21 protein-coding genes, 4 tRNA genes, 1 rRNA gene, 1 other RNA gene, 1 pseudogene and 2 other annotated features are annotated in these 26,596 nt (G+C 53.4%); of the genes and pseudogenes, 1 reads left to right on the forward strand and 27 read right to left on the reverse strand.

Features of this window, described 5'->3' with window-relative positions:
* Positions 1–50: 50 nt before the first annotated feature.
* The 24 genes and pseudogenes from B9L21_RS15660 to tadA all read right to left on the reverse strand — a co-directional run bounded on the left by B9L21_RS15660 (position 51) and on the right by tadA (position 21,880).
* Complete coding sequence (locus B9L21_RS15660) at positions 51–1,028, reverse strand: protein kinase domain-containing protein (protein ID WP_063167034.1); 978 nt, start codon at positions 1,026–1,028, stop codon at positions 51–53.
* Positions 991–1,731: a vWA domain-containing protein gene (locus tag B9L21_RS15665; RefSeq protein ID WP_063167035.1), complete on the reverse strand. Its 741-nt coding sequence runs from the start codon at positions 1,729–1,731 to the stop codon at positions 991–993. The genes B9L21_RS15660 and B9L21_RS15665 overlap by 38 nt, the downstream gene beginning before the upstream one ends.
* A 66-nt stretch (positions 1,732–1,797) precedes the next feature.
* Positions 1,798–4,275, reverse strand: coding sequence for a stage II sporulation protein E (gene spoIIE / locus B9L21_RS15670; protein ID WP_063167036.1), 2,478 nt, complete (start codon positions 4,273–4,275; stop codon positions 1,798–1,800).
* 196 nt (positions 4,276–4,471) lie between these two features.
* Positions 4,472–4,543, reverse strand: a tRNA-Glu gene (locus tag B9L21_RS15675).
* Positions 4,544–4,557: 14 nt separating this feature from the next.
* A tRNA-Met gene (locus B9L21_RS15680) sits at positions 4,558–4,631 on the reverse strand.
* A 178-nt stretch (positions 4,632–4,809) separates the two neighbouring features.
* On the reverse strand, positions 4,810–5,208 hold the full coding sequence (locus B9L21_RS15685) for a S1 domain-containing RNA-binding protein (RefSeq protein ID WP_008881703.1): 399 nt from the start codon (positions 5,206–5,208) through the stop codon (positions 4,810–4,812).
* Positions 5,209–5,329: 121 nt separating this feature from the next.
* Entirely contained in the window at positions 5,330–5,701 is a 372-nt protein-coding gene (locus B9L21_RS15690) for an FtsB family cell division protein (RefSeq protein ID WP_063167037.1), read from the reverse strand.
* 15 nt (positions 5,702–5,716) lie between these two features.
* Positions 5,717–6,349 (reverse strand): spore cortex biosynthesis protein YabQ, encoded by a 633-nt coding sequence (gene yabQ / locus B9L21_RS15695; RefSeq protein WP_063167038.1) that lies wholly within the window; start codon positions 6,347–6,349, stop codon positions 5,717–5,719.
* Positions 6,346–6,651, reverse strand: a complete 306-nt coding sequence (yabP, locus tag B9L21_RS15700) for a sporulation protein YabP (RefSeq protein ID WP_063167039.1) — start codon at positions 6,649–6,651, stop codon at positions 6,346–6,348. Before yabP ends, yabQ begins: the two co-directional genes overlap by 4 nt.
* 120 nt (positions 6,652–6,771) lie before the next feature.
* Positions 6,772–7,047 carry an RNA-binding S4 domain-containing protein gene (locus B9L21_RS15705; RefSeq protein ID WP_063167040.1) on the reverse strand — a complete coding sequence of 92 codons (276 nt, stop codon included), beginning with the start codon at positions 7,045–7,047 and terminating at the stop codon, positions 6,772–6,774.
* Between the two features lie 11 nt (positions 7,048–7,058).
* Positions 7,059–8,519, reverse strand: a complete 1,461-nt coding sequence (mazG, locus tag B9L21_RS15710; RefSeq protein ID WP_063167041.1) for a nucleoside triphosphate pyrophosphohydrolase — start codon at positions 8,517–8,519, stop codon at positions 7,059–7,061.
* Positions 8,520–8,525: 6 nt separating this feature from the next.
* Positions 8,526–10,082: a polysaccharide biosynthesis protein gene (locus B9L21_RS15715; RefSeq protein WP_063167042.1), complete on the reverse strand. Its 1,557-nt coding sequence runs from the start codon at positions 10,080–10,082 to the stop codon at positions 8,526–8,528.
* 250 nt (positions 10,083–10,332) lie between these two features.
* Positions 10,333–10,869: a stage V sporulation protein T gene (spoVT, locus tag B9L21_RS15720; protein WP_063167043.1), complete on the reverse strand. Its 537-nt coding sequence runs from the start codon at positions 10,867–10,869 to the stop codon at positions 10,333–10,335.
* Between the two features lie 227 nt (positions 10,870–11,096).
* A pseudogene (gene mfd, locus B9L21_RS15725) lies at positions 11,097–12,800 on the reverse strand (transcription-repair coupling factor); the annotation flags it as partial.
* Between the two features lie 134 nt (positions 12,801–12,934).
* A 23S ribosomal RNA gene (locus B9L21_RS15730) occupies positions 12,935–15,989 on the reverse strand.
* Positions 15,990–16,173: 184 nt separating this feature from the next.
* Positions 16,174–16,249 (reverse strand) — tRNA-Ala (locus tag B9L21_RS15735).
* An 11-nt stretch (positions 16,250–16,260) separates the two neighbouring features.
* Positions 16,261–16,334: transfer RNA gene (locus tag B9L21_RS15740), tRNA-Ile, on the reverse strand.
* A gap of 318 nt (positions 16,335–16,652) precedes the next feature.
* Positions 16,653–17,091 (reverse strand) — a sequence feature (16S ribosomal RNA rRNA prediction is too short).
* Between the two features lie 416 nt (positions 17,092–17,507).
* Positions 17,508–17,771, reverse strand: coding sequence for a pro-sigmaK processing inhibitor BofA family protein (locus tag B9L21_RS15745; protein ID WP_063167068.1), 264 nt, complete (start codon positions 17,769–17,771; stop codon positions 17,508–17,510).
* A gap of 79 nt (positions 17,772–17,850) precedes the next feature.
* Positions 17,851–18,075, reverse strand: coding sequence for a YaaL family protein (locus B9L21_RS15750; protein WP_063167069.1), 225 nt, complete (start codon positions 18,073–18,075; stop codon positions 17,851–17,853).
* A gap of 23 nt (positions 18,076–18,098) precedes the next feature.
* A complete protein-coding gene (recR, locus tag B9L21_RS15755) occupies positions 18,099–18,695 on the reverse strand; it encodes a recombination mediator RecR (protein WP_029761869.1) in 597 nt (198 codons plus the stop codon).
* Between the two features lie 9 nt (positions 18,696–18,704).
* Positions 18,705–19,028: a YbaB/EbfC family nucleoid-associated protein gene (locus B9L21_RS15760; protein WP_409071365.1), complete on the reverse strand. Its 324-nt coding sequence runs from the start codon at positions 19,026–19,028 to the stop codon at positions 18,705–18,707.
* A gap of 25 nt (positions 19,029–19,053) precedes the next feature.
* Complete coding sequence (dnaX, locus tag B9L21_RS15765) at positions 19,054–20,733, reverse strand: DNA polymerase III subunit gamma/tau (protein ID WP_063167071.1); 1,680 nt, start codon at positions 20,731–20,733, stop codon at positions 19,054–19,056.
* Positions 20,734–21,079: 346 nt separating this feature from the next.
* An RNA gene (gene ffs / locus B9L21_RS15770) (signal recognition particle sRNA large type) lies at positions 21,080–21,344 on the reverse strand.
* Between the two features lie 53 nt (positions 21,345–21,397).
* A complete protein-coding gene (tadA, locus tag B9L21_RS15775) occupies positions 21,398–21,880 on the reverse strand; it encodes a tRNA adenosine(34) deaminase TadA (RefSeq protein ID WP_063167072.1) in 483 nt (160 codons plus the stop codon).
* Positions 21,881–21,965: 85 nt separating this feature from the next.
* Between tadA and B9L21_RS15780 the strand changes: the two genes are divergently transcribed.
* Positions 21,966–23,252 (forward strand): glycoside hydrolase family 18 protein, encoded by a 1,287-nt coding sequence (locus tag B9L21_RS15780; RefSeq protein WP_063167073.1) that lies wholly within the window; start codon positions 21,966–21,968, stop codon positions 23,250–23,252.
* Positions 23,253–23,501: 249 nt separating this feature from the next.
* Here B9L21_RS15780 and serS read toward each other — a convergent pair whose 3' ends face one another.
* From serS to pdxS, 3 genes are all read right to left on the reverse strand, one after another.
* Positions 23,502–24,776 carry a serine--tRNA ligase gene (gene serS / locus B9L21_RS15790; RefSeq protein ID WP_063167074.1) on the reverse strand — a complete coding sequence of 425 codons (1,275 nt, stop codon included), beginning with the start codon at positions 24,774–24,776 and terminating at the stop codon, positions 23,502–23,504.
* Between the two features lie 54 nt (positions 24,777–24,830).
* Positions 24,831–25,049, reverse strand: a binding site (T-box leader).
* A 5-nt stretch (positions 25,050–25,054) separates the two neighbouring features.
* Positions 25,055–25,642, reverse strand: coding sequence for a pyridoxal 5'-phosphate synthase glutaminase subunit PdxT (pdxT, locus tag B9L21_RS15795; protein ID WP_063167075.1), 588 nt, complete (start codon positions 25,640–25,642; stop codon positions 25,055–25,057).
* Positions 25,643–25,667: 25 nt separating this feature from the next.
* The gene (pdxS, locus tag B9L21_RS15800) at positions 25,668–26,552 is read right to left on the reverse strand and encodes a pyridoxal 5'-phosphate synthase lyase subunit PdxS (RefSeq protein WP_033018342.1); all 885 of its coding nucleotides are present in this window, start codon (positions 26,550–26,552) and stop codon (positions 25,668–25,670) included.
* Positions 26,553–26,596 lie beyond the last annotated feature (44 nt).

The raw sequence follows: 26,596 nt of genomic DNA on the forward strand, positions 1-26,596 counted from the left end.
AAACCTCTTCGCTCCCTTTTAGCTTCCCCCGACAGCTATTGTACCATAAATTACATCGTTAGTTGCCAGTATATATAAAAACCGTACGCGCTAAGCAACAGGGCGGCGATCAATACCGTTTCAGCAATCGCACCCACTTTGCGGCGCTTTTTCGCCCGCCGCCCCGACCGGCGGTTCAGCGCTGCTGTCTTTGTTTCGTTTTTCACGGCTGACCGGCGGGAAAAGGCAGCCAATAAGTCATGGCGCATGGCGGCAGCGTTTGCATACCGGCCGTCGAGCGCTTTTTGCAAAACGTGCTTATATTGGACTAAAAAGCGGTCCGCTTCGATGATTTTGAAAAGCTGTGATCGCCCGTCGCCTGTTTTCTCGAGATGCCCCGGATAACAGGCTGCAATCATCACCATCGCCGCTGAAAACAAATCGTACGACGGCTCAGCTTTGCGCGACCCAAGCCCCCAATAACCGCGGTCGTACAGCTCGGTAAACTCTTTGACCGCCCTTCCTTGCAGCGTCGTCCCTCCTACGTCCAACAGCCGGACGGATGGCGGCGATCCGGTAACGATTAAATTGTCTGGTTTTAAGTCGCCAAACACCCACCCCTCCTCGTGCAGCCGCTCAAGCACAGACAACAGCTGCACAAGCAGCACCGGCGCCCATTCTTTTCCGCGGCGGCGGACAAAGGCGGTGAAGTTTTCCCCTTCAATATACTCCATCACATAAAATGGGACCGTTTCCCGCACGAGCGGGCTTCGCCAGTCATCAGCTTCCAGCAAAGAAGGCCCGAGGGTAACCCCCTGGACCTTGGAAAAACGGCGTAAAATATTCATTTCCGAGGCCAACGACGCATAATCGTCGCTCAGTTTCACAGCGACGCGATGGCCGTTGCTTTCCGCCAAGTAGACGACGCCGTTCGCCCCGCTGCCGAGCCGCCGCAGCAGCCGATACGAACGGCCGTGCCATTTGCCGGTGACGACCGTGCCGGGCGGAAGATTACAAAGACGATTCTTCGATGTATGGCTCATCGCCATCGCCAATCCAGCTCCTTAGCGACCGTTTGCGGCCGAAATGGGCGATCGCTTCGCGCAGCGCCGGCCCTGTCGGCGTCAGCCCGCCTGACGCCAATTTCGGAAAGATGGTGGACAGCTCCTCCATCTTCGGTGTCCAATCGATCATTTTTTCGGCATGTTCCCGTTTTCCCGGAAAGATGAAGACGGAAAAACGGTTTTCACCCATGCGCGCATTTAAACTGAGCGATAAATCGATGAGCGCCTCTTTGACCGTCGGTAATTTCGTTTTCATGCTCCCGCTCGTGTCGATTAAAATAAGCACGTCGAGCGCAGCCGTTTCCCCAAGTTCATCGACGACTTCCATCACTTGGCCGCGCTTGTCCGGCGGCAAATCTTCCAGCGAAACGTCCGAACCAAATATTTGTTTTAATTCACGGTTAACGAGCCCTTGCAGCGTCTGTGTCATCGCCTGGCGCGTCACCATCTGCACCGTTTGCGACAGCTGCTTGGCATATACAACCTGGCTCATCCCGCCGCCGGCGGCCGCAATCGCTTCAATTTCCCGCTGACCATTTTCATCGATCGTGTCTTGGTCTAACACGCCGATCACGTTCACGGTAATGCCCTGTTCCCGCGCCAATGCCGCCATGGCGGCCGGATCCTCCCCATGATTGGAGCAGCCGTCGGTAATGAGCAAAATCTGCCGCAACGTTCCCTTTCGCATGTTCGTTCCCCTCCTCAGCGAAATGTATTACCATCATCGCCGCAGGGGAACGTTTTTATACGCGCGCTACTGCGCCTTTTTCATATACATATATGCCGGAATCGTCGCCCATTTTGGCGTGTTGTGCCGCACTTTGGCGACAACGACGGTCATATCGTCTTCAATCTCGCCGCCGCACTGCCGGATCACTTCCTCCATAATCACATCAGCGACTTCTTGCGGGTCGGTCGTTTTCAACTCTTGGATTTTCCGTTTCATCCAAGCGTCATGGTTCTCTACATTCATCGGCCCTTCAAATACACCGTCGCTCATCATGATGAGCAAGTCGCCCGATTTCAGCTGTTCGCTGACCACATCGAATTCGACTTCTTTAATAATGCCCATCGGCAAATTGCTCGCCTCTACTTTCATCACCTTGTTGCCGCGCTTAATGAAGCTTGGCGTCGACCCGATTTTCAAAAACTTCGTCGCCGCGTTTTGCAAATCGATGATCGCCAAATCAAGGGTCGCATACATATCTTCTGTCGTCCGCAGCGCCAAAATGGAATTGATCGATTTAATGGCGATCGATTCATCCATTCCTGTCTGCAAGATTTTTTGCAGCAAATGCAGCGTTTCGCGGCTTTCGTAATGCGCCCGTTCCCCGTTGCCCATGCCGTCGCTAATGGCAACGGCGTATTTGCCGGTGCCAAGCTCAATCGTTGCATAGCTGTCGCCGGAGATGAGCTCGCCCCCTTTGGCGGCGAATGCCACGCCTGTCTCGACGACAAACGCTTTCGTCGAACCGAAGGCAACGCGGCAATAGCCATTCGGATAGGCAGCACATTCCTCGCGCTTGACGACAATCGTCTCTCCTAAAATGTCCGACAGCATCGGCGCAATCAGTTTTTCGCACTCACCGCGCCCTTCGCAGTAAGGAATACTCATTTCAATATCGATATTTCCTTTTTCTAAACTATAAATATCCACGTGCCCGATTTCGATGCCAAACTCTTGCAGGGCATGATAAATTTGTTCTTCTTGCAAATAATGGTTTTCCCGCTCCTTCTGAATCTCTTTCGCAAAATCGTCCATGACTTGCGAAACGCCTAACAACTGCTCAGCCACGAGTTTCCGGCTTTCGTAAACTTGCCGTTTCAGCTTGCGGTTCGCCTGATACGTCACCATCTCTTTTTCAATCGCGTCAACCACTTTGCCCGCTTTGACGCAATACCGTTCCCATTCACGCAACAGCTGATGGTTTTGTGACAGCGTTTTTTCATCCGCCTCATGCATCATTTGCTTCATATACGCATATGTTGTACTGAAGTTGGCCGCCCAGCATTGCGCTTTCTTAAAGCACGTTTGACACGTCTTTTCCGTAATATCGCCGAGAAAATAATCGACCTCCCGTTCATGGTATTCGTCGGCATCCGACAGCGGCTCAGGCGAAAAGCTTTCTGCCAGCGCCTGAAAGACGTTCGAAAACTGTGAAACGCGCTGTGCCGTCACATCGCGGATTTTGCGGACGTATTGCTGCTGCTCGTTGATATATTCCGCCGTGCCGGGAATATGTTTGGCAATTTTCTCTGTCAGCGAACGGCTCGTGAACAAAAACAGCACAATAGCGATGCTTGATTCAAGCAGCGTTGGCACGAGCTCCGTTTTTCCGTTCCCGTACAAGCCCATCAGCAGCGTCGCGACAATGAGCCCAAAGGCGACTCCTGGCTTTCGCCCTTCTTTCAGCAGGCCGCCGAGCAGTCCAGCAAAAGCAAGCAAACTCATTTCAGACAAGTTGCCGACGTTCGCCAAGCTCAAGACGAGCCCGGTGACGACCCCGACGGTTGAACCGGTCGCCGCCCCCGCTACAAAAGCAAACAATAAAACGAGGTAGCGCGACATGACATGTTCGAGCGATAAGCCGTACGCCGACCAGCCGATCATCCCGGTCAGCATCGAAGCCAGCAAAATAATTAGTGAAATCATTTCTTCCGCCCGCAGCGCATGTTTATGTTTCCGTACCGTCAATAGCGGAATGCTTTGCATAAAAATCAATGTCAGCACGAGCGAAAGCCCGGCTTCCACAACCGCCATGGCCGCCCCGTACGCCGTCCGCTCCCCAATCCAGTAATAGGAGATGGCCCATTTTGTTGCCAGCGATACGGCAAAAACGACGAACGGTACAAGTTTTAATGATTCGCTAATCACTTTCCGCACCCATCCGTAAATAAAGAGGAAGCCAAAAATGGAAACGCCGACAAACAGCACAGCATCAAACGACAGCGTCAATGCGCCGGCCAGCAGCGAAATGAAAGCGAAGGCTGCCTTGTCACGGCGCAACATATAGACAGAGACGAAAAACGGCAGCGCAAACGGGGTCAATTTCGCTAAAATTAACGCCCGTCCCAGCAAAAAGCCGACAAGGAGAAGCAAAAACCCTTGATGAACGAACAGGTGACCAAGGCGCAGCTTCACATGGCGCACCCAGCGCGACAAAGTCGCTTGCGTTTCATTAATCGGCACTTCCGAAATGCGGCGCACCGTCCCTCTTTCTACTCTTTCCATTCCCGATCCTCTCCTTTGCTTTTCTATTACCCCCTATTATATCGCTCGAATTATCAGAAATTTGTCAAAACAACGGAGTAAAATGAAAAATCGTTCGACGTTTTCCCCGATGATGCGCCGACAGGATGCCCGTTCCGACAGAAGCAGACAAAAAGAAAAACGAGCATGTCGCTTGATAGCGAATGCTCGTTCGCGATGACCCGTACGGGATTCGAACCCGTGTTACCGCCGTGAAAGGGCGGTGTCTTAACCACTTGACCAACGGGCCATAGTTGATTTTCATGGCGGTGGAGGGGATCGAACCCCCGACCTCACGGGTATGAACCGTACGCTCTAGCCAGCTGAGCTACACCGCCGTGTGACAACAGTTATTATCATAATAGAGGAAATGATGATTGTCAATATGCACAATGAAAAAAGATAGAAGGAAAATGTATCCTTCCTTTTTTGCCGTCGAAACAAAGAAGCATCCATGACGATGGATGCTCATTGTCCCCGTATTCATCATCTTTCCGACATGTGTTCAGCAGCAAGTTACCCGCGTCTCGCTCCACGACCTCCCCGCTTGGATTCCGTATGGCGGCGCAACGACGCCAACCGGTCCTCACTCTCTTTGAGGAAGCGGCTGATTTTTTGTTCTAAACTGTCAGCCGCAGAGCGGTCGTGCGCTCGGTGGCGCGGCCGCTGCGAAGAAGGCGTGTCTTTTGCTTTGCGAATGGACAGGCCGATTTTTCCATCTTGACCGACGTTGATCACTTTCACATACACCATGTCGCCGACTTTCAAATGATCGTTGATGTCCTTGACATAGTTATCGGCTACTTCGCTAATGTGAACGAGCCCTGTCACACCCTCCGGCAGCTCTACAAACGCCCCGAATTTCGTAATGCCTGTGACTTTGCCTTGTAACTTGCTGCCTACTTCAATCGACATAAAAAAAGTGCTCCTCCTTAAAACGCTTTAAAGATGGTGTTGCTTTCATTATAGCGAATGAAAAAAATAAGTGTCAATATGACGGATGCCCGTATTGAACGGGCATCCGTCAGGTAAAATATCACTTTTCTGGAAGGACAAAAATAATTTCCCCGTCTCTCGATAAATAATATTTTTTTCGTGCCAGCTCAGCGATGTAATCATCGTCGTGCAGTTTTTTCATTTCCTCTTTGAGCTGCTTTTCTTGCCGTTCGAGCTTCGCAAGCTCCTCTTTTAGCCTTTGTTTTTCCGCTGTTTTTCCGTCGATCGTCTTCGCCTGCAGGTGCAACGCGTAGAGGAGGACTGAAGCGAACACCGTAAACAGCGAAGCCCAAAAGGCTAAACGGACGGCCACAACCCGCCGCCTCTTCGATGCCTTCCGCTTTTTTTCTTCCTGCTCTGATACGTAGGTAGACTGAATTTTCGTCACGTTCGGTTTCCGGGGCACGTTCATGCATTTGCACCTCTTTTATTTCCGCCATTTCGCAAGCCACATGCCTATTTTCTCTTTTGTATTCTTGATTTGTCCAGCAAATCCTTTTAAGCGGCGAAAAAATTTTTCCACCCGGACTCGACGATGCGGCGGCACCCGCCGCCAAACGGCTATACCTATCCAGCGCAGCGGGGCGAACAAGAGAAGGACGGTTTTCCAGACGACGAGCAACAAAAACCGAGCCGCCCATACGACAAGCCTCCAGGCAAACAAAAGAAGCGCTAACGCCATTTGTCCAAGGAGGACGAGGGGGCGGATCACCGTATAGCGGAACAGCTGGGCGAGCGCCTGTCCGAGCCGCACCGCCAGCCAAATGAGCCACTCAAGCACCCGGACGTACAACGAACGGAGCAGACTTTGGTAAGCGGCATATCCGCATAAAAGCGCCAAAAAAAGATAAAAGCGAAGCTCGCCATCATTGACGAGCAACAAGACATAAAACACAAGGAGCGCCTGCACTGCCCAAAATAACACATCGTTCACAAAGACGAGCCAGTGCGCCCGTTCTTCCCGTTTTAAAAATCGGTTGTACGTATCAAGCGCCATGCCAAGCCAGCCCCCCATGCCGATCATCGTCAGCATAGTGAGAAGCTGCGTCGTGATGCTCATTTGAACAACTTGCTAAAGAATCCTTTAGCTTTCTCCTGGTGGTCATCTAAATAAACGAGATCGAAAATGCGTCCCTTGATCGAAACAACACCTTTATCCACATCTAAGTTTTTCATCTGCAAGTTTTGCCCGCGGATCGCTAAAAAACCCATGACCGTCTCAAGCAAAAACTCCTCATTGTCAAAACTCTCGACTTGTTTTACCCCGGTAATGTCAAGGAGACGCCGGCCGCGCATGATCACGTCGTGTTCCTGGACCGGACCTTTGTTCGTACTCCCGCTAAATTCATCGTGGCGATTCATGTTCATCCCCCGCATTTCGATTTAGAATGAAAGGCGGCAAAGCCAACTGCTTTTTCTTATCCGCTGTTTGTACCATATGTATGTCAGCGGGGGATCGTTTAGAACAAGCCTGCAGGCAAATTAGATGCCGTCTTGCTCGGGCGCGGTCCGCTCTTCGCGGATCAGCTCGTACAGCCCGGCGGCCTCTTCTTTTTTTGTTGTTTCTTTTAAATCCGTCACTTTTACCGTTACCCGTTTTTGCCCGAACTGAATCGTCAGTTCATCACCGATTTTCACGTCCGAACTCGCTTTGGCGACATGGCCGTTGATCCATACCCGGCCTTGGTCAGCCACTTCTTTCGCCAACGTGCGGCGTTTAATGAGCCGGGATACTTTTAAAAACTTGTCAAGACGCATAATTCTCCCCCTTACCGTCCGTTTTCTTTTGCTTCTTCCCAAAAGCGGTCAAGTTCGGCGAGCGAAAACGAGGTGATCGGCCGGCCGCTTTTTCGCACTTGTTCCTCAATGTAGGCAAAGCGGCGGGCAAATTTGTCGTTTGCCATTTGCAGCGCTTCTTCCGGTTGAATGTCATAATACCGGGCGAGGTTGATGAGCGCAAACAATACGTCGCCAAACTCACCGACGAGCTCCGCACGGCGGCCGCCGGACGTTTCCGCTCGAAATTCGGCCATTTCTTCCTCAACTTTTTGCCATATGGGCGTCACATCGTCCCAGTCAAATCCGACTTTGGCCGCCTTTTTCTGCAGCTCGTACGCCCGCATCGTCCCTGGCAGGCTCTTCGGGATGTCCGCAAGGATGGATTCCGGCTGTCTGTCCCCTTTTTCCTCTTCCTTCATTTTTTCCCAGTTCACGACCACTTGTTCGGCTGTCTCAGCTGTTACATCGCCAAACACGTGCGGATGGCGACGAATCATTTTCGCCGTCAACGTGCGGATGACATCATCGATCGAAAACAGTCCGCGGTCGGCGCCGATTTGGGCGTGCAGCATCACCTGCAACAACACATCGCCCAGCTCTTCGACCATATGGTCATCGTCGTTCTCATCGATCGCTTCAAGCAGTTCATACGTCTCTTCAAGCAAATACCGCTTCAGCGATGCATGCGTCTGTTTTCGATCCCACGGACAGCCGTTCGGCCCTCTCAGTGTCGCGATGACCCGGCGCAGCGTCTCAAACCGATGGTAAAGCAGCGGCTCATCCTTGACTGGCGGCACATAGACGCTCGTCAAATTGTCGAGCACCGTCTGACGATCCAGTTCGTAGAGCGGCACTTGCTTTACTTGTTCAGCTTTCGTTCCTGCCGCGGTGACGATATAGACCGGGTAGTCGTCAGGAAGCTGTTCCATGAGGGAAAGCTTTACGTTCGAGGCGATAAACGAATCATACACTTGGCAAAAAACGGTGTGCAACGAAGGCGACCACTCCTCTCCTTGAAAGGCGGTCGCATCCAACAGCTGAAATCCTTCGATCGGATCGATGCGTACCGCAGCAAACAGTGCATCGAAAAAACTTTGGCCGCCTTCGATCACGACTCGGCAAACGCCGCGCCGCTCCTCTTCGAAAAGGAGCTGCACCGTCCGTTCGGCGACGAGCGGATGGCCAGGTACGGCATAAAACACGTCGCCGCGCTTCACCTGTTCAACAAGGATAGCTACAATTTCTGCATACACATCGGCAAACTGCTCGTGTTTTTCATAAGCATCATCAAACGACGTAAACGCGATTCCTTCCTCCTCAAGCCCCTTCACAGCCGGGTGTTCTTTCGTCCGCAAAAAGAGCGGATGCGCCCGCTTTAGCTTTCGATACACGCCGACCGGCAGCTGTTCGAAATCCCCGGCGCCAAGGCCGAAAATATAAATCGTATTCATCGCCGATCACCTGCTTCCTAATAGTAAACGAATTTTATTGGCCAACGGGAGAGCAGACAGTTCCTGCTCGGAGAAAACGTTCCCTTTGACAATGAAAACGATGTAGACGATCGCACCGACGGCGACGCCGCCAAGCGCCTCGGCGGCTGCCCATAAGCGTCCGCCGGCGGAAGCATCCATGAGCCACCTATATAACTGCAGCACGACAACCATCGCAATGCCGGCCTTAACAATTGGATAGACATACTTTTGGGCGTGAGCCAACTGGCACTCGCGCCGCAGGCGTACGTATAAAAAGCAAGCCATGAACGCGTAGGCCCCGGTTGTCGCGAAAGCCGCACCAAGGACGCCAAACGGCGGCACCAACCAATGCATAAGCGCCATTTTTCCCGCTACCGCCACCGCCACACCGGCAGCGGCCGCCCACTCTTTCCCCATTCCTTGCAGCATGGCGGACGCAGTCAGCGCCATCGTTGTAAAAAAGATGGAAGCGGATAAGACAGCAAGAACGAGTGATCCGCGGTCATTTTCAAACAACATCGTATTGATCGGCCGGATCAGGCAAATGAGCCCTAAGGAAGCACCGACCCCGATGACAGCAGCGAGCCGAAGCGGCAACAGGCCTGGCGTGAAAGCGGCTCCTTGGCCGCGTCGGGTACTGGAGATAAATGGGACAAGCGCCAATGAGAGCGATGTGCCGACAACCGTACCCAGCTGGATGAGCGGCTGTCCGCGGTCATACACGCCTTTCAGCCATTTCACCTCATCCAGCTTTGCCCCGGTTTCACGAAGAAGCGGGACAAACAAAAACGAGTCAACAAGCGGAATCAATGTCAATGCCATATTGGTCAAACAAACGATCGTTCCAGCCGTCAACAAGCGTCGGCCCATATACAGAACCGAAGCCGGCGGCGTGCGGCCGGTTGTTTTTTTTCGTCCGCGCTTCGCCGCGTAAAAGAGCAAAATAAGGAGTGCCGCTGCCATGCCGACCAGCGTTCCAGCGATCGCTGCCATGCCGCACGAATACACATCAGCGCCGCGCCGCAGCGCCCAATATGACAGCCCTAAAATCGCTGTCACCCGCACGAGCTGCTCACCAACTTGGGACACCGCGGTCGGCACCATGTCATGCTGGCCTTGGAAATCACCGCGCAGCACAGCGATCAACGGAAAAAATAAAAATGAAAAGGAAAGCAACCGCAACAGTGATTCAAGCCGTCTGTCACCCATCCATGACGCCACCGCTTCGGCCCCCGCGTACAAAACGGCAAACAGCATCACACCGAGCGCGCTTAACAACAGGAGCGCGACGCGCCTGACCGCGGCCGCCCCCGCTTCATCCCCTTCCGCCAACCGCTCGGCGATGAGCTTCGAGATGGCGACCGGATAGCCAGCTAGCGACAGGGCCACGACAATGCCGTAAATCGGATACACCTGTTGGTAAATATAAAAACCGACATCCCCGACCATATTTTGATACGGGACGCGGTACAATGCGCTTAACAGCTTCGTCAGCAAAGCAGCAACGGTCAATACAGCCGCGCCTTTCCATACGTTCCCCATATCGTTTTTCCTCCCGCCTTTTATGGCGTTCGCCGACGGATGGCCAGGCCTGGGGACATTCGCCAGCAGCGGAGACGGTTGACGCCGCCCGACGGTTCCATCGCCATGGCTACGCTCGATATTATAGCGCAACATCGGGCTGCGCGACAAAGGAAAGATGATGGCCTGCCAGTCCGCTGGTCATAGATTTTTCCCCTCTGGCTAAACGGACGGAAAAAAGGCAGCTTGCGAAGCTGCCTTCTTGTTTCGCCTATTGTTCCATTTGCCGGGCTAAAAAGCTGGCCGCGGTTTCGACCGCTTTATGTTCCACTTCGCCGAGCGTCTTCTCGCGCGATAAAATGATGACCGCTCCGATCGGATCGCCGTTGGCGACAATCGGACCGATCGTATATGACTTCAACGTCTCCGTCATCCCGTCTACTAACTCTACCTCTCCCTCCTCCGTATGGAGGACGGAAGTGCGATCTTCCATCGCCTTTTCCACTAACGGGCTGACGCTTTTGTTCATATACTCTTTTTTCGAAACGCCGGCGACAGCGATAAACACGTCGCGGTCACAAATGAGCACCGGCTGCCCGAGGCTGTCAAACAGCGCCTCGGCGTACTCTTTGGCAAAGTCGCCTAGCTCGCTGATCGGCGAGTATTTTTTCAAAATGACCTCTCCATCGCGGTCAACAAATATTTCGAGCGGATCTCCCTCGCGAATGCGTAACGTTCTCCGAATTTCCTTCGGAATGACAACCCTTCCTAAGTCATCAATCCGACGAACAATACCGGTTGCTTTCATGTTTTGTATACCCTCACTTTCATCTAGGATTTGAAGGATACTCCGATGAACCCTTTTGTGATGGGGAATTCACCATTGTTGTCATTAGTATCCTTCACAATCCACGTTCTATACGCGATGAAAGTGATTTTGGCCATTTTAGATAAAATTGCCCATCATTCATTATCGCCGCATTAGCGGAAACATAAACATGCAAAACGGAAACAAAACGCGATTTTTCATCCCGGTTACGCGATAATCGATTTTTCGTTTTCCACCCCGGACAGCTGCTTTAATGTTTCATACAAGATCATCAGCCATTCGTGCGGTTTCATTTGCTTAATATAAAGGACGATTTTCAGCTTCGCCCCATCCATGCCAAATCCGAACAGGCGGCCATGCTGGCGGCCGATGCCGGATAGGCGCTGGATTTCCACCGTTTTCGACGCCTGTTCGGTAAATAAAAGATCGATTTGCTGCTTGTGCTGCTTAATCGATTCGACACCGAGCTGCTTCGCCAACGCTTTAATTTCCGCAATTTGGAACAAATAAGCCACCTCATCCGGATAATCACCGAAGCGGTCGGCCATCTCCTCGCGCAGCGCCTCGACATCCTCGAGCGTCTCAACCGCCTTAAACCGCTTGTACATCTCGATCTTTTGCAATCCATCGGAAATGTACGCATCTGGAATATAGGCATCGACTTCCACATCGATGACAACATCCGGGCGCTCCTCTTCCCGTTTGAGGCCGCGCCGTTTTTCAATCGCCTCTTTCAGCATTTGCGAGTATAAATCAAATCCGACCGAATCGATAAAGCCGTGCTGTTCAGCGCCGAGAATATTGCCGGCGCCGCGGATCGACAAATCGCGCATGGCAATTTTAAACCCGGAGCCAAGCTCGGTGAACTCTTTAATAGCTTGCAGCCGTTTTTCCGCTGTCTCGTTCAGCACCTTGTCTTTCCGGTACGTGAAGTACGCATAAGCGACACGGTTTGAACGGCCGACGCGCCCGCGCAGCTGGTACAGCTGCGAAAGCCCCATCCGGTCGGCGTCGTATACGATGAGCGTATTGACGTTCGGAATATCGACGCCCGTCTCAATAATCGTCGTTGTAACAAGCACGTCATATTGCCCTTCCAGAAAGGCTAAAATCGTCGATTCGAGCTCAGCTTCCGACATCCGCCCGTGCGCAAACGTCACGCGCGCTTCTGGGACAAGCTGGGCGATTTCTTCCGCTTTCAAGTCGATATCTTCAATATGGTTATAAAGGAAAAAGACTTGCCCATCGCGGGCGAGCTCCCGCTCAATGGCTTCTTTCACAAGTTCAGGCGTGTATTCCATAACGTACGTCTGGACCGGGAAGCGGTTTTCCGGCGGTGTCTCGATGATCGACAAATCGCGCACCCCGATCATCGACATATGGAGCGTGCGTGGGATCGGCGTCGCCGTGAGTGTGAGCACGTCGATATTCGCCTTCAGCTGCTTAATTTTTTCTTTATGCGCCACACCAAACCGCTGTTCCTCGTCGATAATGAGCAAGCCTAAATCTTTAAACTTCACGTCTTTGGACAACAGCCGGTGCGTGCCGATCACCATGTCGATCGTGCCGTCTTTTAACCCTTTAATTGTCTCCGCCTGCTGTTTTTTCGTCCGAAACCGATTTAACAGCCCGACGTTAATCGGAAACCCTTGAAACCGTTCGCGGACAGTTTCGTAATGTTGCTGGGCCAAAATCGTCGTCGGCACGAGGAAGGCGACTTGTTTGCCGTCCATAATCGCTTTAAACGCCGCCCGCAGCGCCACTTCTGTTTTCCCATAGCCAACGTCGCCACAAAGGAGGCGGTCCATCGGTTTCTCGCTTTCCATATCGCGCTTAATTTCCTCAATTGAACGGAGCTGGTCTTCCGTCTCTTGATATGGAAACGCCGCCTCAAATTCGCGCTGCATTTCGTAACTATTCACCCCAGTGCTAGTGTATAAAAAAGCCCAGCACAAATAGGGCATTTCGGTCATAGAAAATGCCCTAGGTAGCGGAAAGAACTCGATCGATCGTTTCGCCTGCCAACAGAAGACATAAGCTTTTCTAGGTTAAGCCCTCGATCGATTAGTATCCGTCAGCTCCACGTGTCGCCACGCTTCCACCTCGGACCTATCGACCTCGTCATCTTCGAGGGATCTTACTCGCCTAACGCGATGGGAAATCTCATCTTGAGGGGGGCTTCACGCTTAGATGCTTTCAGCGCTTATCCCGTCCGCACATAGCTACCCAGCGGTGCCCCTGGCGGGACAACTGGTACACCAGCGGTGCGTCCATCCCGGTCCTCTCGTACTAAGGACAGCTCCTCTCAAATTTCCTGCGCCCGCGACGGATAGGGACCGAACTGTCTCACGACGTTCTGAACCCAGCTCGCGTACCGCTTTAATGGGCGAACAGCCCAACCCTTGGGACCGACTACAGCCCCAGGATGCGATGAGCCGACATCGAGGTGCCAAACCTCCCCGTCGATGTGGACTCTTGGGGGAGATCAGCCTGTTATCCCCGGGGTAGCTTTTATCCGTTGAGCGATGGCCCTTCCATGCGGAACCACCGGATCACTAAGCCCGACTTTCGTCCCTGCTCGACCTGTCCGTCTCGCAGTCAAGCTCCCTTGTGCCTTTGCACTCTCCGAATGATTTCCAACCATTCTGAGGGAACCTTTGGGCGCCTCCGTTACCTTTTGGGAGGCGACCGCCCCAGTCAAACTGCCCACCTGACACTGTCTCCCACCCCGCTAAGGGGTGCGGGTTAGAATTTCAATACCGCCAGGGTGGTATCCCACCGACGCCTCCACCGAAGCTGGCGCTCCGGCTTCCCAGGCTCCCACCTATCCTGTACAAGCGATACCAAAATTCCATATCAGGCTGCAGTAAAGCTCCACGGGGTCTTTCCGTCCTGTCGCGGGTAACCTGCATCTTCACAGGTAGTATAATTTCACCGGGTCTCTCGTTGAGACAGTGCCCAAGTCGTTACACCTTTCGTGCGGGTCGGAACTTACCCGACAAGGAATTTCGCTACCTTAGGACCGTTATAGTTACGGCCGCCGTTTACTGGGGCTTCGGTTCGCACCTTCGCTTGCGCTAAGCGCTCCCCTTAACCTTCCAGCACCGGGCAGGTGTCAGCCCCTATACTTCGCCTTTCGGCTTCGCAGAGACCTGTGTTTTTGATAAACAGTCGCTTGGGCCTTTTCACTGCGGCTCTTCCAGGCTCTTCACCCGAAAGAGCACCCCTTCTCCCGAAGTTACGGGGTCATTTTGCCGAGTTCCTTAACGAGAGTTCTCCCGCGCGCCTTAGGATTCTCTCCTCGCCTACCTGTGTCGGTTTGCGGTACGGGCACCTCTTCCCTCGCTAGAGGCTTTTCTTGGCAGTGTGGAATCAGGGACTTCCGGATCGAATCCGTCGCCATCACAGCTTAGCCTTACGGCCAGCGGATTTGCCTACTGGCCAGCCTCACTGCTTGGACAGGCTCTTCCAGCCGCCTGCTCACCCTATCCTCCTGCGTCCCCCCATCGCTCAAACGGGAAGGAGGTGGTACAGGAATCTCAACCTGTTGTCCATCACCTACGCCTTTCGGCCTCGGCTTAGGTCCCGACTAACCCTGAGCGGACGAACCTTCCTCAGGAACCCTTAGGCTTTCGGCGCAGAGGATTCTCACCTCTGTTTTCGCTACTCATACCGGCATTCTCACTTCTAAGCGCTCCACCAGTCCTTCCGGTCTGGCTTCTCTGCCCTTAGAACGCTCCCCTACCGATGACCAACGGTCATCCCGCAGCTTCGGCGGCACGTTTAGCCCCGGTACATTTTCGGCGCAGAGTCACTCGACCAGTGAGCTATTACGCACTCTTTAAATGGTGGCTGCTTCTAAGCCAACATCCTGGTTGTCTTCGCAACTCCACATCCTTTTCCACTGAACGTGCACTTAGGGGCCTTAGCTGGCGATCTGGGCTGTTTCCCTCTTGACCACGGATCTTATCACTCGCAGTCTGACTCCCAAGGATAAGTCATTGGCATTCGGAGTTTGACTGGGTTCGGTAACCCGATGAGGGCCCCTAGCCCAATCAGTGCTCTACCTCCAACACTCTTACCTTGAGGCTAGCCCTAAAGCTATTTCGGGGAGAACCAGCTATCTCCAAGTTCGATTGGCATTTCACCCCTACCCACACCTCATCCCCGCACTTTTCAACGTGCGTGGGTTCGGGCCTCCAGCCGGTGTTACCCGGCCTTCACCCTGGACATGGGTAGATCACCTGGTTTCGGGTCGACGACGACGTACTCATGCGCCCTGTTCAGACTCGCTTTCGCTGCGGCTCCGCCTTCCTGGCTTAACCTCGCACGCCATCGTCACTCGCCGGTTCATTCTACAAAAGGCACGCCATCACCCATGAACGGGCTCTGACTACTTGTAGGCACACGGTTTCAGGTTCTCTTTCACTCCCCTTCCGGGGTGCTTTTCACCTTTCCCTCACGGTACTGGTTCACTATCGGTCACTAGGGAGTATTTAGCCTTGGGAGATGGTCCTCCCTGCTTCCGACGGGATTTCCCGTGTCCCGCCGTACTCAGGAGCCGCTCGGGAGGGAACGAAGTTTCGACTACAGGGCTCTCACCTTCTCTGGCCGGCCGTTCCAGACCGGTTCGTCTACCCCGTTCCTTTCTCACTCCCATATGAGCGGTCCTACAACCCCAAGAGGCACGCCTCTTGGTTTGGGCTGTTCCCGTTTCGCTCGCCGCTACTCAGGGAATCGCGTTTGCTTTCTTCTCCTCCGGGTACTAAGATGTTTCAGTTCCCCGGGTGTGCCCTCCATGCCCTATGGATTCAGGCATGGATCCTGTCCCATTACGGACAGGGGGTTCCCCCATTCGGACATCTCCGGATCAACGCTTGCTTACAGCTCCCCGGAGCGTTTCGGCGTTTGCCCCGTCCTTCATCGGCTCCTAGTGCCAAGGCATCCACCGTGCTCCCATTACGGACAGGGGGTTCCCCCATTCGGACATCTCCGGATCAACGCTTGCTTACAGCTCCCCGGAGCGTTTCGGCGTTTGCCCCGTCCTTCATCGGCTCCTAGTGCCAAGGCATCCACCGTGCGCCCTTTCTAGCTTAACCTACAGCATCTCGGCTTCTTCCTTATTGTCTAGCTTCGGCACCTAGCTCTCTTCTGCCAAATAACCTCCCCCCTTGGGATGCAAGCATCCCTGCGGGTGAAGAACATTTGGCTTCGAGAGCTACCGCGGCACCTCAGCTCTTCCGGTTATCTAGTTTTCAAGGAACGATTTCTGTTCACTTAAAATGGTGGAGCCTATCGGGATCGAACCGATGACCTCCTGCGTGCAAAGCAGGCGCTCTCCCAGCTGAGCTAAGGCCCCACAATATAGGATGGGCCTAAGTGGACTTGAACCACCGACCTCACGCTTATCAGGCGTGCGCTCTGACCAGCTGAGCTATAGGCCCATAATGTATGTGCAGAGAATAACCCATTCCCTCAAAACTAAACAAAACAACAAGCGTCATTATATATCAAACCGACTGTCTAGCTCCAGCGCCTGACTCTCTTCTGTCAAATAACCTTCCCCCTCGGGGTGCAAGCACCCCTGCGGGTGAAAAACATTTGGCTTCGAGAGCCGATCGCGGCGCTTCCGCTTTTCGTACTGTCTAGCTCCGGCCGCCATCGGCTCGCGACGCTTCGGCCCTGCTGCGGCGGCATAGCCTCCTCGCAGGCCCTCCAGCGCGTTTCGCCGATAGGCGGGCGGCCTTCGCTTTTCCCCTTAGAAAGGAGGTGATCCAGCCGCACCTTCCGGTACGGCTACCTTGTTACGACTTCACCCCAATCACTTGCCCCACCTTCGGCGGCTGGCTCCCGTAAGGGTTACCTCACCGACTTCGGGTGTTGCAAGCTCTCGTGGTGTGACGGGCGGTGTGTACAAGGCCCGGGAACGTATTCACCGCGGCATGCTGATCCGCGATTACTAGCGATTCCGGCTTCATGCAGGGGCCGCCTTTCAACCGAAGACCATGCGGTCTTCGGTGTTATCCGGTATTAGCTCCGGTTTCCCGGAGTTATCCCGGTCTTGCGGGCAGGTTGCCCACGTGTTACTCACCCGTCCGCCGCTGACCAAACAAGAGCAAGCTCTCATTCGGTCCGCTCGACTTGCATGTATTAGGCACGCCGCCAGCGTTCGTCCTGAGCCAGGATCAAACTCTCCAAAGAAAGTTGATTGGCTTTGTAAGCTTCGGCGCCGACACCAAACGTGTCAAGCGGCCTCCACTTTTCGAATTGTCTAGCTTCAGCCGCCATCGGCTCGCGACGCTTCGGTCCTGCTGCGGCGGCGATAACCTCCTCGCAGGCCCTCCAGCGCGTTTCGCCGATAGACGGGCGGCCTCCGCTTTTCGTATGACGCTTGTGTTTTGTTTAGTTTTCAAGGAACTTTTGATTAAGTGTTGCACACTTTTCTTATTATACTTACCATCCACGTCGTTGTCAATCGTTTTTTGTTTATTAACAGCGACGTTTATCAATATACTTGATATCTATATAAAAGTCAATAGTTTTTTAACAAAAAAAATGAAAAGGCATTTTGGCTAGAATGGTGCCTTTTCATAACTTTATTTCAGATGAACTGCTCTTCACAAAATATATTGGTCAATCACAATTAATGCTGCAGCCCCTGGGAGGCCAAGAAATCCACAAACAAGCGAGGTAATCAGGTTAATCGGGATATGAATGTTAAAATGTCCGCCAACGGCATTGATGACAAACAGCGCGAGTGCGCCGACGATTAAGCGGATGGCGGCATAGCCGACAAAGCGAAGCGCCTTAAGGCGAGCGCCGACAATAAGGAGCACGGCGATCAGCGTTAACAGCACCGTAATGACGATTTCCGGTTCCAATGATTGAACCCCCTTTTTTGCACGCTTGTACTACAAACGTATGAAACAAAGGGGAAAAAAGAACAAAAAAATAAGGAAGTCAACGCACTTCCTTCAAAGTGATGCGGCGGTGCTTCGCTTCGCGGAGGAGAAAAAAATATTTCGCCTCCGCCAGTTGGAGCGCGCTCAGCACCTCCTGCGATGGATCAACGCTTTTTTCGATAAGCTGTTTTTGTTCGAGCCACTCGGTTCTTGCTTTTTGCAGCTCGGCGATTAGTTTTTCATCAAATTGTCTTTTTAGTTTTCCCTTCCGCCGCCATAGCAAACCGATCCCCACCTTCTTTCTCTCTACAGCTCACGGCGTCCTTCCAACGCTTTGGATAATGTCACTTCATCCGCATATTCCAAATCGCCGCCGACCGGCAGGCCATGGGCGATGCGGGTGACTTTGATCCCTGTCGGTTTTAGCAGGCGCGATAAATACATGGCCGTCGCCTCCCCTTCAATGTTTGGGTCGGTCGCTAAAATTACTTCTTGGATCGTTTCATCCTGCAATCTTGCCAGCAGCTCGGCGATTTTAATGTCTTCCGGACCGATCCCTTCCATTGGGGAGATGGCCCCGTGCAACACATGATATAGACCGTTATATTCCTTCATCTTCTCCATAGCGATGACATCTTTCGGGTCTTGGACGACGCAAATCATCGTTCGGTCGCGCCGTTCATCTTTGCAGATGTAACAAGGGTCTGTATCCGTAATATGTCCGCAAATCGTGCAATAATGAATATGGCGCTTCACATCGACGAGCGCTTTGGCAAACTCGAGCACGGTGTCCTCTTTCATCGCCAGCACATGGAATGCAAGGCGGGCGGCTGTTTTTGGACCGATCCCGGGCAGTTTCATAAAACTGTCAATTAACTTCGATATTGGCTCAGGATAATGCATAATTTCCCCCTAGAACAGTCCTGGGATGTTTAACCCTTTCGTAAACTGCCCCATCGTGTCGTTCGCCAGTTCATCTGCCTTTTTGAGCGCATCATTTGTCGCCGCTAAAATTAAATCTTGCAGCATTTCAATATCGTCTGGGTCTACGACTTCTTCCTTAATTTTGACCTCTAAAATTTGTTTATGACCATTGGCGACGACCGTCACCATGCCGCCCCCAGCTGTGCCTTCTACCGTTTTTTCCGCTAACTCTTCTTGCGCCTTTTGCATTTCTTTTTGCATCTTTTGCATTTGCTTTAACATTTTTTGCATATTTCCCATTCCACCACGCATCATTCTAGGATCCTCCTTCAATCGCTTATTCTTTAATTTCGATCAGCTCTTCGCCGAACAGCCGTTTTGCCTCGGCGATCAACGGTTCTTCTTCGCTTTTTTCCGCTTTGGCTTCTTTGTTGCGGATAAACTCTTCCCTTATTTTTCCCCATTCTTCTTCCGGAATGGCGACCATTTCAAACCGCCGGTTCGTCAGTTCGAACAAAATCGTCTCAACGTTTTCCTTCACGGAGCTCGCCGGATCTGTCGCCATTTTGCAGTGAATTTCATACTTAAACTTTAACACAAATGCCGAGGCGCTCGCTGCGACCGGCTCGCTCTCTTGAAGCAAGGCGGCGTGCGACACTTTATGCTGCCGCTTCAGCGTGTCAAGCACATCAGCCCAGCGCCCTTTCACCAATGCTAAATCCTCGTGCGTCGCCTGCTTCAACAGTTCGTGAATGCGGCCGACCGGCGCTTTATACCCCCCAGTTTTTACCGCCTTCACCGTTTTTTTCGTCGGGACGGCAGCTGATGAAAGAGTGGGCGGCTGTTCCTTCAGGCGGCGCAGTTCGGCTTCCAGCGTCTCGATCCGCTTCACTAACGGTTCCAGCTCGGAGGCGGTCCGCGCCGGAGCGGCGGGCGGCTGATGGCAAAGCTTCACAAGCGCCACTTCCAAAAGGAGGCGCGGGTGGTTCGTCCACTTCATCTCTTGCTGGCTTTTGTTCAACAGCTCAATCGCTCCGTATAAATCAGAAAGAGGAATCGTTTCCGAAAGCGAGGTAAACGCCTCATCGACGGCTGCAAGTTGAATAGCTCCTTCCACATGGGGGGCGGTTTTGTACAGCAACAGGTCGCGATAATACAAAATTAAATCTTCCACTAGACGGTTCGGGTCTTTCCCTTGCGCCATCGTTGCTTCGAACTGCTGGAGAACCGCTGCTGTATCTTTGCGGTAGATGGCCCCAATAAAGTCGGCTAATGCGGCAAATGACGCCGCCCCCGTCATCGCCAGCACATCGTCGAGCTCAAGCTTCCCATCGCTAAACGAAATCGCTTGGTCAAGCAGGCTGAGCGCATCGCGCATCCCCCCATCGGCGGCGCGGGCAATGGCTGACAGCGCCTCATCGGATGCTTCCACCCCTTGGGCATTCGCTACGTATTTCAGCCGAGAAACGATGGCCGATAGCGGAATGCGGCGAAAGTCGAACCGTTGACAGCGGGAAATAATCGTTGCCGGAATTTTATGCGGCTCGGTCGTGGCCAAAATAAAAATGACATGTTTCGGCGGCTCTTCTAATGTTTTCAGCAGCGCGTTAAACGCGCCGATCGACAACATGTGCACTTCGTCAATAATGTACACTTTATAGCGGACCGAGGTCGGTGCAAACTTGACTTTGTCGCGGATGTCGCGGATTTCATCGACACGGTTGTTGGAAGCGGCGTCAATTTCCAGCACATCAGGAACCGTTCCGTTCGTAATGCCGAGGCAAGCGGGGCATTCGTTGCACGGTTCAGCCGCCGGAGCATGTTCGCAATTGACCGCCTTGGCGAAAATTTTCGCCGCACTCGTTTTTCCCGTTCCGCGGGGACCGGAAAATAGGTAAGCGTGCGATATTTTATGTTGAAGCAGGGCGCTTTGCAATGTTTTCGTTACGTGTTCCTGACCGACCATGTCAGCGAAGCGCTGCGGCCGGAAAACACGGTATAACGCTTGATATGCCACGGAAAACGGCCCTCCTCTTCCTCTCATCCTATTTATTATATAACTTCTCGTTTCAATTTAAAATAACAAAAAGGGGCTGACCCAAAAGTCCGCCAAAAAGCGGACTTTTGGAGTCAGCCCTCTCTGGTTTTTGTATATTTTACCAAACGGAACAAAATTCCGACTCTGTTCTCCCCCTCATTTACGCCACCAAGGACAATCGCCCTTCTTTCGGTGGTAGTGGTTTTGGTGACTCTATTCTACCAGAAAAAAGGGCGATTCTTCTATATTTGAGGCAAAAAAGTGGGGGCTGATCCCAAAACGCATTCGCGTTTTGGGTCAGCCCCTTTGTTTCGCCTATGTAAGGCCGTGCACCTTCTGTCGATTAGCTGCCCCGAGCGTTGCTCAAGCAGTTAGCTCAGCCCAGGCACCCCCGCGGCACATGGGAGCATCCGCTTACTGCTGCTTCCTTCCGGACCTGACAGGGTTCACGGAATCCCATTGCGCGGGACCCAGACGTCAACGCCACTTGCTTGAGACAGGCCTCACAACAGACTAACCTCGAGAAGGGATTCAGCCTCGCTAGAGCGGATTGCGAGTACAGGGCACCGCTACCTCCCCGCTTAGCACGGCACTATCAGTATAGCTCGTTTGCCGGAAAAATGCAACGTAAATAGGCGGAATTTTAGTTGGAACTTCCGCCAACATTTTTCTTTTGTCCACGCAATCGGCGAAAAAAGTCGCTTAATAATGACCCGCACTCGCTAGCCAATACGCCGCTAGTAACGTCGGCTTGGTGGTTGAACCGGCTCTCTTGCAGCAAGTTCATCAACGTCCCGGCGCATCCCCCTTTTGGGTCGCTGGCGCCAAACACAACCCGCTCAATGCGGGAAAGAACGATCGCTCCTGCACACATGGCGCATGGCTCAAGCGTCACATACAACGTCGCCCGCTCAAGCCGCCATGAACCGATCGCCTGGCACGCTTCATCAATCGCTAAAATTTCCGCATGGGCAATGGCGCGTTGCTCCGTTTCCCGCAAATTATGGGCGCGGGCGATGACGCGTCCGTCTTGGACGATAACGGCTCCGATCGGCACTTCACCGATTTGCTCGGCTTTTTTTGCCTCTTCAATCGCCAACCTCATGTAATACTCATCGTGGTTCATCGTATACCCCTTTGCGCAAACGGTCATTTCTCTTGCCTTTCCATCATAAAATATGGAGAATAAAGACGCAACTAGGAGGTTAAGTATGCAAATCCATGTCATACAGAGCGGACAAACGTTGAGCGGGATCGCTGAGGCATACGGAACGACCGTCGAGGAAATTGTCCGGGCCAACAAGCTTCCAAATCCTGATGAACTTGTTGTCGGCCAGACGCTCGTCATCCCGATCGTCGGCCGTTTTTATTGGGTGCAGCGCGGCGACAGTTTATGGTCGATTGCGCGCCGATTCTCCATTCCGATGCAGCGGCTTGCAGAGGTGAACCGCCTCTCGTTAAATGCCCCGCTGCGGGTCGGTCAGCGGCTGTACATCCCTCCCGGCGCCAAGCGGAGGGCGGAGTTTAACGCGTATATCGAGCCGCGCGGAACGACCGTCAGCCCAGCACTGGAAGCGAGCGCCCGCGAGGCTGCCCCGTATTTGACCTATTTAAGCCCCTTTTATTTTTCCATCCGGCGCGACGCGACACTGCAAGGGCCGCCGCTTGACGACTTTCCGGCCATCGCCCGCGCCAACCGCGTCACGCTTGTTATGGTTGTCGCCAACATTGAGAACGGACAGTTCAGCGACGAGCTCGGTGCGCTCATTTTAACGAATGAGACACTGCAAAACCGCCTGCTCGACAACATTGTCGCGACCGCCAGACGTTACGGCTTTCGCGACATTCATTTCGATTTTGAATATTTGCGCCCGGAAGACCGCGAGGCATACAACGCCTTTTTGCGCAAGGCGAAACGGCGGTTTGAACGAGAAGGGTGGTTGATGTCGACCGCTTTAGCGCCAAAAACGAGTGCGACCCAACGCGGGCGCTGGTATGAGGCGCACGATTACCGCGCCCACGGACAAATTGCTGATTTTGTCGTCATTATGACGTACGAGTGGGGTTACAGCGGCGGACCGCCAATGCCTGTTTCGCCAATCGGACCGGTTCGACGCGTACTTGAGTATGCCATTTCGGAAATGCCGGCAGGAAAAATTTTAATGGGGCAAAACTTGTATGGCTATGACTGGACGTTGCCGTACGTACCGGGCGGTCCATACGCCCGAGCTATTAGCCCGCAGCAAGCCATCGCCCTCGCTGCAAGATATAACGTCGCCATTGAATACGACATCGAGGCGCAGGCGCCCCACTTTCGCTATCGCGATGAGAACGGCCGCGAACATGAAGTATGGTTTGAAGATGCCCGTTCCATCCAAGCGAAGTTTCATTTAGTCAAAGAACTTGGTTTGCGTGGAGTCAGTTACTGGAAACTAGGTCTTGACTTCCCGCAAAACTGGCTGCTAATCGCCGATCAATTCACAGTGGTGAAAAAATAGTGCCGCTAAGACCAAAAACAATAAAAAAACCCGCCTTCGCCTGGCGGGTTTTTTTATGGCGGGAAACGCCATTTTGATCAGCCGTTTCGGGTGGCAATCTCCTCTTATGCGCGTCAGTATTGTTCGTTATCGCCGTGGCTGAGAACAAGAAATCGGCGTCCGCCGTCCCTTTATCCTCGTTGCCAACGTCATTCACTATAACACGGTTGCCGGGAAAAGTCAACTAACGATTTACTTAGCACCTTTTGTTCAGCGAATGACATCCCGGTTCCCCATGTACGGACGGAGCGCTTCCGGGATCACGACCGATCCATCTTCTTGCTGGTAGTTTTCCAAAATGGCGGCAACGGTGCGCCCGATCGCCAGCCCTGAGCCGTTTAGCGTATGCACATACTCCGGCTTTGCTTTCGGCTCGCGGCGGAAGCGGATATTGGCGCGGCGCGCCTGGAACGCCTCGAAGTTGCTGCACGACGAAATTTCCCGGTACGTACCATAGCTTGGCAGCCACACCTCAATATCATACGTCTTTGCCGCGGAAAATCCAAGATCCCCTGTACACAAGGCGACGACACGATACGGAAGCCCAAGCCGCTGCAAGATCGTTTCCGCTTGGCGCGTCAATTTTTCCAACTCGTCATATGAATCCTCCGGCTTGACGAACTTGACGAGCTCGACTTTATTGAATTGGTGCTGGCGAATGAGCCCCCTCGTGTCGCGGCCAGCCGATCCGGCTTCGGCGCGGAAGCACGCACTGTAAGCCGCATAGTAAAGCGGCAAATCGTCAGCCGCTAAAATTTCATCGCGATGCAAGTTCGTCACCGGCACTTCCGCTGTCGGAATGAGAAAATAGTCTTCGCCGTCCAAATGAAACGCATCCTCAGCAAACTTCGGAAGCTGCCCGGTTCCGATCATGCTCGCCCGGTTCACTAAATACGGCGGCAACACCTCTTGGTAACCAAACTCATCGAGATGAATGTCGAGCATAAAGTTGATTAATGCCCGCTCAAGACGAGCCCCTAGCCCCTTATAAAACACAAACCGGCTTCCTGCCACTTTGGCGGCCCGCTCAAAATCAAGCAAACCGAGCTGGTCAGCAATGTCCCAATGCGGCTTCGGTTCAAACGGAAACGAGCGTGGTTCTCCCCATCTTCTCACTTCAACGTTATCTTCTTCCGATTGGCCGACCGGCACGGACTCATGCGGCACGTTTGGAATCGACAAAAGAAGGCTGTTGAGCTCTTCCTCAAGGTGGCGAATTTGCTCATCCATCTCTTTAATGCGATCACCGACTTCACGCATTTCAGCGATCAACGGTTCAGCGTCCTTTTTTTCGCGCTTTAAGACGGCGATTTGTTGCGACACATCATTGCGTTTGCTTTTGAGTTCCTCGGCCTCAGCGATCAAGCGACGGCGCTCTTTGTCGAGCTGCTCGAACCGGTCGATGTGGGCCAAGTCCCCGCCCCGCTGCATCAGCTTTTCTTTTACCTCTTGAAATTGAGTGCGCAGTAATTTTACATCCAACATTTGTTTTACCTCCTTACCCACCATTTATTATACATAAAAACGCTCCCGTCCCAAAAAAGGGACGGGAGCGTTCCCGCGGTGCCACCCTCATTGAAGGCCGTTACGCCTTCCGCTCATGCCGATAACGGCGGCTGCCGAAAACGCCTACTGACCGCTCAGGTGTTCAGCATTTTGCTCGAGGATGGATTCACAGGCGCCGCCTGCCGGTTCGCACCAACCACCAGCTCTCTGAAAGGAGGGATGCCTGCTACTAGTTCCTCTCATCGCGTTCGCATTCACTATACGCTTGATATCGTTTTTGCTTCCTTGACCATATTTAAGAAGTATTGCATGAATCGATGGTCATCGGTCAGTTCGGGGTGGAACGAGCAGCCAAGAAATTGGCCTTGCCGAGCCGCGACAATGCGGTCGTTGTATGTCGCGAGGACATCGACCCCGTCTCCGACCTCGACGATGTGCGGCGCACGGATGAAGACGCCGACGAACCCGTCGCCGACCCCTTTAATCGACAGCTCCGCTTCAAAGCTTTCCCGCTGCCGTCCGAACGAGTTCCGTTCAACCGTAATGTCCATCAAACCTAAGTGCGGCTCGTCGTAACCGACGATTCGTTTCGCCAGCAAAATGAGCCCGGCGCACGTGCCGAACATCGGCTTGCCGTCGGCGGCAAATTGCTTCAGCGGCTCCATGAGTCCGTACCGGTCAATGAGGCGCCGCATCGTCGTGCTTTCGCCGCCCGGCAACACGAGTCCATCGAGTCCAGCGAGCTGCTCCGGCTTTTTCACGATGACCGCCTCGGCGCCGCACGCCTCAATGGCGTGGATATGTTCTTGCACGGCCCCTTGCAGTCCGAGTACACCTATTTTCATCGTCCCTTTACTCCTTTGCATGGCTTTACCAGCCGCGTTCTTGCATGCGGTGCTCCGGCAGCAACGTCGCGACATCGATGCCGCGCATCGCGCCGCCCAACCCTTTGGATAAGTGGGCGATCAGCTCGTAGTCCTCGTAATGAGTCGTCGCTTCAACGATCGCGCGCGCATATTTTTCCGGGTTTTCCGATTTAAAAATGCCTGACCCGACAAAGACGCCGTCTGCGCCTAAGTGCATCATGAGAGCGGCGTCAGCCGGTGTCGCGACACCACCGGCGGCGAAATTGACGACCGGGAGGCGGCCAAGCCGTTTGATTTCACGCAACACTTCGACCGGAGCCCCAAGCTGCTTCGCCTCAGCGACAAGCTCGTCCTCGCTCATGCTGACGACTTTGCGGATTTGCGCGTTGACTTTGCGCATATGGCGCACCGCCTCAACGATGTTGCCTGTCCCCGGCTCCCCTTTTGTCCGCAGCATCGACGCCCCTTCCGCAATGCGGCGGGCGGCCTCACCTAAGTCGCGGCACCCACATACAAATGGAACCGTAAACTGCCGTTTATCGATATGGAATTCCTCATCAGCCGGCGTCAACACTTCGCTTTCGTCGATATAGTCAACGCCGAGCGCCTCAAGGACACGCGCTTCCACATAATGACCGATGCGCACTTTCGCCATGACCGGGATCGACACAGCGTTCATCACTTCTTCGACCACCGTCGGGTCCGCCATGCGCGCGACGCCGCCGGCAGCGCGAATGTCCGCCGGGACGCGCTCGAGCGCCATAACCGCGACAGCCCCTGCCGCCTCAGCAATTTTAGCCTGTTCTGCGTTGACGACGTCCATAATGACGCCGCCTTTTTGCATTTCCGCCATGCCGCGTTTGACGCGGTCTGTGCCTGTCAATGCCAACGTTGATTCCCCCTATTCCTATCCTTATGCTTTGCCATGTACGC

It is taken from the genome of Geobacillus uzenensis (assembly GCF_002217665.1).
GTDB classification, from domain to species: domain Bacteria; phylum Bacillota; class Bacilli; order Bacillales; family Anoxybacillaceae; genus Geobacillus; species Geobacillus subterraneus.